General features: G+C 64.0%; 7 protein-coding genes. 3 read left to right on the top strand and 4 right to left on the bottom strand.

What is annotated here, in order from left to right; translation table 11 throughout:
- A partial coding sequence (locus EA346_RS06545) for a hypothetical protein (RefSeq protein ID WP_296756864.1) occupies positions 1-214 on the top strand: 214 nt, incomplete at its 5' end.
- Positions 215-887: 673 nt separating this feature from the next.
- Here the strand turns inward: EA346_RS06545 and EA346_RS06550 are convergent.
- Positions 888-1,790 carry a CHAD domain-containing protein gene (locus EA346_RS06550; RefSeq protein WP_296756866.1) on the bottom strand — a complete coding sequence of 301 codons (903 nt, stop codon included), beginning with the start codon at positions 1,788-1,790 and terminating at the stop codon, positions 888-890.
- 252 nt (positions 1,791-2,042) lie between these two features.
- Positions 2,043-2,912 carry an alpha/beta hydrolase gene (locus EA346_RS06555; protein ID WP_296756868.1) on the bottom strand — a complete coding sequence of 290 codons (870 nt, stop codon included), beginning with the start codon at positions 2,910-2,912 and terminating at the stop codon, positions 2,043-2,045.
- A gap of 643 nt (positions 2,913-3,555) precedes the next feature.
- On the opposite strand from EA346_RS06555, the gene EA346_RS06560 reads away from it, so the two are divergent.
- Both EA346_RS06560 and mgtE read left to right on the top strand, forming a co-directional pair.
- On the top strand, positions 3,556-4,506 hold the full coding sequence (locus EA346_RS06560; protein WP_296756870.1) for a PDC sensor domain-containing protein: 951 nt from the start codon (positions 3,556-3,558) through the stop codon (positions 4,504-4,506).
- A gap of 791 nt (positions 4,507-5,297) precedes the next feature.
- Positions 5,298-6,653 carry a magnesium transporter gene (mgtE, locus tag EA346_RS06565; RefSeq protein ID WP_296756873.1) on the top strand — a complete coding sequence of 452 codons (1,356 nt, stop codon included), beginning with the start codon at positions 5,298-5,300 and terminating at the stop codon, positions 6,651-6,653.
- 227 nt (positions 6,654-6,880) lie between these two features.
- Here mgtE and EA346_RS06570 read toward each other — a convergent pair whose 3' ends face one another.
- Positions 6,881-7,135, bottom strand: coding sequence for a hypothetical protein (locus EA346_RS06570; RefSeq protein WP_296756874.1), 255 nt, complete (start codon positions 7,133-7,135; stop codon positions 6,881-6,883).
- A 393-nt stretch (positions 7,136-7,528) separates the two neighbouring features.
- On the bottom strand, positions 7,529-8,716 hold the full coding sequence (locus EA346_RS06575; RefSeq protein ID WP_296756876.1) for a hypothetical protein: 1,188 nt from the start codon (positions 8,714-8,716) through the stop codon (positions 7,529-7,531).
- Between the last annotated feature and the right edge of the window lie 447 nt (positions 8,717-9,163).

The following is a 9,163-nucleotide window of genomic DNA, read 5'->3' on the forward strand; positions in this document are numbered from 1 at the left end:
CGAGGATCTTCTGAATGACAACCGGATCCTCGATACGGGCGATGATGCGCACCGCTGCGCCGCAGGCCGCGTAGGTCTCGATATCGAGACCGAAGATCCACCAGTGGCAGGTTCACGTCCGACTACAGCCGCTCATCCGTTCCCGCTGACGGGCTGTTTAGGGTCGGCGAGAGACCCCGACGGCTGGTGGTGGCAGTGGTCGGCCCTTATGTAAAGCTTTACATAATGGCCGCTATGCAAAGTCCTGAATTATGCAAAGTGGCTACCGCGGATGGCAGCTCGGCGCACGGCAGGAAGCGGAATGCTCGGGGCTAGGCCCGCGACGAGCTTGACATAATTTTCCACGGTCATGGGTGGGTGATTCGGCTTCCAGCGCCCCTCATAAACCGAGCCACTCAGTGGTCCACCTCGGTCGAGCAGGCCCCCGCCGTGTCGATGCCTGACCAACGCGAAACTGCCATCCACCGCTACTGGGCCCATGACTCACTCTTCGACTTCCTCAACGCGCTGTGATTATGGAAATGCCGTCACGTACGCGAACCGCGGTGCTCCGCCGCTTGGTGTGCGGTGTACCGAGCTACTTTCCATAATCGAGGACTTTGCATAACGGCCCTGAGCGGACAGCGGCGCGTGTCTCACGAGCGGTCAATGACCAAGGCGTAGGCCACACGAAAGGCCTTGCCCTCGGGTACCCGCTGTTCCCCGACACCTTCGCCGACGGTTTTCCAATTTCCCGCCAGGCGGAGGGAGAGACGGTGTCGATGTGAATCGTCACGTGGCGGCGGGCAGGCCGGTCCTTGAGTGCGGAAAGCCACACGTTGAAGAGAATCCGTCGCCTCTTTCGCTGTTCCATGCCGTGCATTGAAGGTTGGCGGCGGTCCGACGCGTCAGGTGCGCCAGACCCGCCAGTAGGCACTCAGGCGCTTGGATAAGGGGCCGGGCTTCTCGGCATAGACACGACGCCCGAGGGCCACGGCCTGCCGGCGCAGGGTGGCCTGGCGCTCCACCACCCGGTGGCGGAGCCGATCCAACTCTGAAGTGGTCGCTACGGCATCCGGCAGGTGATCCAGCATCGCGTTGAACACCGCCAGGTCGTGGTCGTCTCCCAGCAGGTCGGACAGTTCCTTGAGAGCACGGGCCCGGCATCCCATGATATCCGGCCAGGCCTTTTTGAGCAGCCGACTGTGATACCAGTGGTCCTTCGCCCGCTTGCGCCAGTCATGAAAACGGCTATCGGTGGGATCCGCCATGGCGGCGTCCAGTGTCTTGCGACCGCGCCGGTAGGCGCGTTTGAGGCCGGGACCCAGAATGGCGAAGCCATGCCCTTTGAGGGGCCACTCGGCGACGACACTACGGGCCTCTGCCAGGGTCTTCGCCACTTCCGCCTTGTGCTCGTCGAGGGTCCCGCTGTCCTGGTAGGCGGCGTCCCGCGCGGCCACCAGATGCTCATACAGCCCGGCGAATGGCAGCACCCCTTGCGCGGCCGGCAGATCCTCGCGCAAGACCTCCAGGGTGGCCACCATCACCTCGGCATCGCGGGGGCCGGAGAGGGCGCGGCCGAGGTCGCGAAAGCGCCGATTCTCCGCCCGGTAGCGGGTCTTGCCCAGCAACGGTCTCACCAGACGCAGGAGGGCGCGGATCTTCTTCAGCCGCTTGCGCGCCTGATGCACCGCCTCGGCGGATGCCATGTCCTCATCGCCGAGCTCATCTCGGGCCCGCTCCATCTGCTCCAAGGCAATGCGCCGGATGCCATCCGCGACGGGCTCCTTGCGCTTCAGGTGGTACGGCATTGATCACGCTTCACGGGCCGGCCTGTTCACGTTCAGGATACATTCCTGAGGACAGTCCATATCCTGAGTCATGTCAACGACCCGCTGGGGCAACCCCCCCTCTCTCCACTTGAAGCGAAGCCATGCAGGCGGTTCGACTACAGCGGACCCGTGTTGCCTTGACCGCCCGGATGCGGCGCGCGCTTTCCTGGCTGCCATTGAACTGGCCTTGTCCGAACGTGCTTCGTGTGCCTTCAGCACAACGGACGGGGCTCATTCGCACAACGCATCGAGTATCTCGCGCCAACGGGGGATCACCAGAAAGTGCCCGCCTCCGGCGACAGGCCTCCAGCGGGCTTGGGGCAGACGCTGGGCGAGAACATGCCCCATCTGCTGGGGAACGATGCAGTCGGTATCGCCGTGCCATACATCGGCCGGGGTCTCGACCCGGTCCATTTCGAAGCCCCAGGGGGCTGTCAGTGCGTTCAGATCCGACCAGACTCCGGCGGCGCCCTGGCGGAGTGCCTGGGCAAGGTCGTTCCGGAGCATGCCGGCCACGGCAGTGTCCGACAGCACGGTCCGGTCTGCCTCGGACACATGGGCCGTCAGCCATCGCCGATACAGCCCGGGAAACCTCCGGAGAAGGGCCGACGTAACCCGCAGACCAGGACGAACGACGGCGGGCGCACGTCTGACGAGCCGCAGCATAAGGCGGTTGGGCAGCATCATGCCCACGGTCGACTCGGGCGTATCGAGCGGCCCGAGAGCACTGACGAGAGAGACGCAGACAACCCGGTCCCGGAGGGTCGCAGCACACGCGAGCGCGTAGGGGCCGCCACCCGAGAGGCCCAGCACACGGAATCGGCGGATTCCGAGTGCGTCGGCCAGCGTGGCCACATCATCGGCCCAGTCCACGACACGTCGCTCCGGCAGCGGGTCGGAGAACCCGTAGCCGGGACGGTCGGGGACGATCAGACGCACGTTGGCGGCGGCGGTGATCGTGTCATCGGGGTAATACTGGAGGCGCGATCCCGGCAGGCCGTGCAAAGCAATCACGGGTGTTCCTTCCACGGCGCCGTAGGCGGCGTATGCGAGGCGGCGCCCGTCCTTGAGATGCACCACAGATTCCGAACCAGCGTTCATCACACCGGTATCGTATCGACCCATTCGGCGCGTGCCCAGGGCCATCGAGCGGCTTGGCAGGGGCGCGCATGCCATCACTCGTCGAATCGCCGGGGTACCCCTCGCATGGGATACCGAAATCACCGCAGTTTGACCCGCATCACCAAGGCTTTCGGCTACTCCTGAAACGGTCCGCGTTCCACCTTCATGCATGACAACGCGCTGGTGACTGGGCCGCTGTTATTGCTGTAGGAGTACCAAAACCCCAACCAGAATCATTTCGTTAAGGGAACAATCTCAGACGAAGCCGTCAGAAAACATTCAACCCGCTGCCACAGCCCCGTAACGGGCGGAGGGCACGCTTGCACCATTGAACGATGAGGCCCTGCCCCGCCGCTGGGTGCCCGGAGCCCCGCTGCTCACACCGGGCCTCGAAGAGCCCGATCCCCGGCGTGCTGTTGCGAGTGGTCGGCAACGCGGTCAGCGGTACCACCACGATCTTCCAGATCGGCCGGGAACGTCGCGTGGGATCGCCCCGTTCGCGCTGAAGCCCGGCATCGGTTGACGAGCCCCCGGTCGCGCGGGAACTTCGGCGAACCAGCTCCTTTCTGACCGTGAGGATTCTGGGCTTTTGGCGCGGCCACGCGCCGGGGGGGGTAACGAGATGAAGCCTTCGCTGAAAGACAGCATTTACGTGCAGCGCGAGCGACTCGCGCAGATTTTGCATGAACCATTGGCCCACCTGGCTGAGAAATGCGCGCGGGCTTGGGGGGATCGGACCCGCCTGAATGAACTACTGCTGGAGGGTTTCTGCCGCATACCGCACCGAACCTTCCTGTACTGCTTGGGAACCGACGGGATACAGATTTCAGACAACGTAGCGGAGACAGGGCTCCTGTCGGAACACTTCGGCCGCGACCGATCTTCGCGCCCGTACATGAAAGAGGCCGTGCCGAGCTGGGGCTTCCTGCTTTCGGATGCCTACATCAGCCTTTTCGCGGGCCGGCCTTCGATCACCGCGTTGCAGGTCGTGCGCGCGGACAATGGTGTCGTGGTGGGTTATCTCGGGGCCGATTTCGACCTGCGTAACCTGCCGTTGACCGCCGAGCTCTACGAGGAACCCTCGCATTGGCGCCAGATCAAGGGGGATCCCGCGATTCGGGGCGGCGTCTTCCAGCAGTGCCGCATCGAAAGCCCCATGGACCGCAGTCTGGAGCAGTCGCTCTCGATCATGGAGGAATTGCTCACTCAGCGTGGCGTGTTTCAATGCCTGATGCACTTCTCGAGCAGCCAGGCGACGATTTGGACTGTGAACGACCCGTTTCGCTATCGCCTCCTGGATCACGACGCGCTGAGCGATCCGGATGTCTGCCTGGTGTACCCGCAGACTCCCTATCCGCTGGACGCCGCCATCCCGCAACAATGCGTTTCCCCATTGCTGGGCGCCCTGAGGCCGCTGCGCTTGACCGACGAGACCTTTTACCTACGCCTGGCCTCGATCAACCTGTTCAACGGTATGATCAGTGTCACGTTCTCTTGCGACGGTTCTCACTACATGCGTTACGACGAGTTCCTGACCAAGAGCCACTCGTTCTGGTTCGGTGCAGGAGCTTGACGTGCCCCCCAGCGTTCCACCGAGGAAGTCCAGGGCCACGTGCCCTGACTACGCCCGGAGTACCAGAGCGACCCCGAATGGAATGAGTGTCCGCAGCCTAGTCCTTTGCGGTCTCTGGCAACGGACGCCTGGGAGACGGCTCAGGGTCGACTGGAGTCCCTAACGGCTGGCAGTGGCAGTGGTCGGCCCGGACCGATCCATCCCGAAGGATTCGACGACGGCGGCTGCCCCTCACACACTGCGGACCTTGATTCCGACCTCTCCGGGCACGCACCACGTAACAACCATGATCCTGTCCCTGCGGGTGGGGCCAGCCGTTGTCCTTGATCAATGCCCGCCACGCTCTGATGCCGACCCCATGACGGGCAAGGCGGTTCACGAGGCTTGACTTGACCCAAGAGCTTGAAGCCGTGTTATTTCTTGCCGGTTCGCGAAAGAACCGCCTTCCTTGACCCATGGCAGTCGCAGGCTCAACCAACACGCAAGGCTGACCCTGTTGGTGCGGCAATCGTATCCGGTCGTTGCTTTCGTTCGGCAGGCCCGCTTCCCGCCGAACCACGGAAACGGAAAGCGAGCAGCGGCACACGAACCGGCTGTCCGCCGATCCTGATCTAAGCACCGTCCTGATGTTCATTGATCACGCGTCCGACTACCTAAACGAGGCGTTTTCGGGCATTACTCCTTCGTCCAGCGGCGACTGCGGACACCAAAAACTTCGGCACCCGAGTCTGCATCCGCGTTGGCCCTGCCTTTTCCGCCACCATGCACCTCCGTCCAAAGGAGCAACGACCATGGAACCCAGAGAGGACCTTCTCCAACTCCGCGAGCGGATCCTGCAAGAGGACTGGAGCGCCTTGCCGGCGCAGTTCGAGCCGCTTTACGTGCAGGATATCGCCGAGGCCATGCAGGGGCTTGAGCCAACGCAGATGCTGCGCGCCTTTGAGGAACTGCCGCGTGAGCGCTGGCCGGCGGTATTCGCCTATATCGAGCCGATCGAGGCGCAGTATCCGCTGTTGCAGCAAATGGACGTGGATGACGGCCGCTACGTGCTGCAAAGCCTGCCGCCGGACGATCGCACCGCTCTGCTGGAGTCGCTGCCCCAGGACGATGTCGAGCAACTGTTCAAGCTGCTGACCCCCGAGGCGGTCAAGCAGGCGCTCAACCAACTGGGCTACCCGGAAGACAGCGCCGGCCGTCTGATGAACACCCAGTACGTCACCGTACGTCCGGAGTGGAGCCTGGCCCGCGCCTTGGAGCACGTGCGCGCCAGCGCGGATCAGGGCGAAGGAGTCAATACGCTCTACGTCACCGACAAGAGCGGTCGCCTGCTCGGCGCGGTGAGTCTCAAGCGCCTGGTGCTGGGCGCACCCAAGGCCAGGGTGGAAAGCCTGATCTCCGGCCCGGCGGTGAGCATCCTCGCCAGCCTGGATCAGGAAGAGGCGGCGCGCATGATCCAGCGCTACGACATCACTTCGCTGCCAGTCGTGGATCGCAACGGCGTGTTGCTGGGCGTGATCACCGTCGATGACATCATGGACGTGCTGGAAGAGGAAAGCACCGAGGACTTCCACAAGATCGGTGGTGTGGGCGCGCTGGATATCAGTCTGCGCGAGGCCCGCCCCTCCCTGCTCTACCGCAAGCGGGTGGGTTGGCTGGTGCTGCTGGTGTTCATGAACATTTTCGGCGGTGGGGCGATTGCCTATTTCGAGGCGACCATCGAGGCGGTGATCGCGCTGGTGTTCTTCCTGCCGCTGATCGTCGACTCCGGCGGTAACGCCGGCGCGCAGTCGTCCACCCTGATGGTACGCGCGCTGGCCACCGGCGATGTGCGCCCGCGCGACTGGCTGCGGCTGTGGGGCAAGGAGCTGGGCGTGGCCATCGCGCTGGGCGTTACCATGGGTATCGCGGTATGGGGCCTGGGGCTGTGGCGTGGCGGCGCCGATGTCGGGACCGTGGTCGCGTTGTCGATGGTCTTGGTCGTGGTGTTCGGCAGCATGATCGGCATGGTGTTGCCCTTCGCGCTGACCCGTTTCGGCTTTGATCCGGCCACCGCCAGCGCGCCGCTGATCACCTCCATCGCGGACATCGGCGGCATCCTGATCTACTTCAGCATCGCCACCGCGATCCTGATCGTCCCGGCTGGGTAGCCCTGAGCACGGGCCCGCAAGGCCGCCGAGGGAATAGCCGCCTTACCCGACCCGGTTGCCCCCGTAACGGGCGACCGGGTCAGCGGTTACGGGGCCCTCCCGTGCCGGACGCAACTGAACCGAAAATGGAGGCCGTGACAGCAAGTGCCAAGCGACAGGGTTCACCCCTGAAACGATCCCCACCGTTGCCGTCAGACTTGAAGATCGATCCCATCATGGTGTGCCTGTCACCAGATCGCCTCGGGCGGCAGCAGGTGGCAAGCACAGCCGAATCCGTGGCCGCAGCCAAAGTCACCCTGCAAAGGATTGCAGGTCCCGATGTCGCCGAGAGCAAGGCCCGTATCGGGAAAAGCGGCTGCGGCGGCCGCCATGGCCCAGGTCGAAGCACCCATCACTGCCATCCCGGCGACCGGGGCAAGCAGTCCGGCTCGGTGCAACGTGACGACGGAACGTCTCAATCGGCGAAACGGTGTCTCGGGCATTTCGTCTCCTTTGCGTACAAGTCATATGAACACGGACGATATCGACCGATTCCCTCTGATGGGGTTCCCCTCGTCCTTGTGGCCGGCAGACAGTGCGAGCTTTCATCGCCACCGCTCCCTCAGCGAAGGAGGCCCACGGGGAATGTCCGCTTGAGGCCCCACTGGGGACCGTCATCCAACCAGACCGGCTGGCGGCTCAGGGTCGAGTCGAGTCCCCAAGAGCCATGAGTTGCGCCTTCCGTCGAAGATGACCGACGATTCCGCTGAGTACGGCTACAACCCGTGCATCGTGGGCACCTGCCGCATCGCCGGCGGGAGGCGGTGTCCTACAGTGGTGCTCGCACGAGTCCAGGCGTGGCAGTTTCTCGCGCACTGCACATTCCCTGATAGTGATCATCGCAGGAAGCCCGCCTTGTCGAGCCGCTCCATCCAGGCGGGGCGTCCGCCATGGGTCGCCAGCAGTTTTTCGAGATCGCGGCGAAACTCCGGGCCGCGCTCGGCGGCGTGTAGGGCCTCGGCCAGATCCTGCAGGCGCTGAAGGGCCTCGTCGTAGGCGGCACCGGAGCGGCGCTGCAAGAGCGCGTCGATGTCGCTCCAGGCACGATCCGCCTTTTGGGCCACTCCAGCGAGATGGCGTGCGCGTTCTGCCTTACGCTTGGCCTCTTCGGCAGCGCGCGCTTCACGTTCGCGTTCCAGGCGCAGGCCGCGTGCCGCTTCCACGCCGGCCTCGATGACGGACAGGGTGCGTCGATCCGGGCAGATGACCATCGGGCGCTGCGTGCGCTGCCAGGCGAGGAATTCGGCGCGCAGCCGCCGTTCCGCCGCCAACGACTGGCCCAGCAGCATCAGCCGCAACGAAGCACGTAGAGCGTCGGCAGCCTGCGTGGCCAGCCAGTCGTCGATGTCCGATTCTGCCGCTTGCGGCGACCGCAGTTCGGGACTTGCCGCAGCGGCTGACGCGATCAGGTCCGAATCCAGCAGGAGAAACTCGGCCAGTGCCTGCTGCGCCGGGGTGAGCGCGCCTAGACCCGCCGGCAGTGACGGTTCGGATTCCTCCGCATCGAACTCGCCTTCACTGACCCGCGCAAGCCACCCGAGATAGAGCGGGCGGGTATCTCCGCGCAGCAGTTCCTCGCGCAGCGGCAGCAGGCGCGTCATCCAGCCAGGACCATCGTTGTCAATCCAGAAGCGCTTGTGCGAACGGGATTCGTCGTTGAACCACCACTCCAGTATCCAGTGTTCAGCGTTGCTCAGAGCCCAAAAAGCGGGAGGGGATCCTGACGACAGGTCGTTTTCTGGTGTCAGTGCCGCGTAGTCCGCGAGCGGTCCCTCGTCGAAACACGATCGGGGCAGGCGCAGCAGTAGCCGGCAGGTGCCCCAGTTGGCCGAATAGACGTGTGCGTCGAAGTAGTGCCGTACCAAGGCCAGAGGATCGGCCTTCAAGTCACCCCAGTGGTACTCGTTGACGAAACCCCCAGGCGTAATTCGGGCCCGGGAGGAGTAGCGGCGCAGTTCGGTCTGCTCCTGCGTGCTCAACGGACGGTCGACCGCCGCGAATTCGTAATACTGATACTCGCTCATGGCGCGGGTGCTCCTTCCTGTTCTGACCGCGGTCACTTCTTCTGACCGCGATCACTTCGTTCCAGCGCGGCAAAGGACTGAAGGGGAAAACAGCAGAAGGTCGTCTAACGTGCGACAGCATCGTACACCGACGGGACCGAATAAATGGCTCTTCGAAGGAGGCCTGAACGCCGACCCGCCGCGGTATCTTCTGCAGGCAGATGGGGGTCGCAAGCCATCATGCCAGTCACCAACGGCAACATGATCGCATCCCTGCGAGATTCTACTGCATTCAGGCTACCAAGCTCAGCGAAACCGGTTTAGCCTGCCTGCACCAAACGCCAAAGGACGGGTGAGGAATGTCCGCTTGAGGCTCGGCTGGGGACCCTCATCCATCGAGATCGAGTGGCGGCTCAGGGTCGCGACCCGTCAGTGGCAGTGGGCGGCCCTATGACGCCAGCCGGCTAC

Origin of the sequence: Thioalkalivibrio sp. (assembly GCF_007692535.1) — a bacterium.
Taxonomy (GTDB): domain Bacteria; phylum Pseudomonadota; class Gammaproteobacteria; order Ectothiorhodospirales; family Ectothiorhodospiraceae; genus Thioalkalivibrio.

Coding starts and splice junctions, on each gene's coding strand:
- EA346_RS06550 (WP_296756866.1), bottom strand. CDS start 1,790: ATGCCGTACCACCTGAAGCGCAAGGAGCCCGTCGCGGATGGCATCCGG.
- EA346_RS06555 (WP_296756868.1), bottom strand. CDS start 2,912: ATGAACGCTGGTTCGGAATCTGTGGTGCATCTCAAGGACGGGCGCCGC.
- EA346_RS06560 (WP_296756870.1), top strand. CDS start 3,556: ATGAAGCCTTCGCTGAAAGACAGCATTTACGTGCAGCGCGAGCGACTC.
- mgtE (WP_296756873.1), top strand. CDS start 5,298: ATGGAACCCAGAGAGGACCTTCTCCAACTCCGCGAGCGGATCCTGCAA.
- EA346_RS06570 (WP_296756874.1), bottom strand. CDS start 7,135: ATGCCCGAGACACCGTTTCGCCGATTGAGACGTTCCGTCGTCACGTTG.
- EA346_RS06575 (WP_296756876.1), bottom strand. CDS start 8,716: ATGAGCGAGTATCAGTATTACGAATTCGCGGCGGTCGACCGTCCGTTG.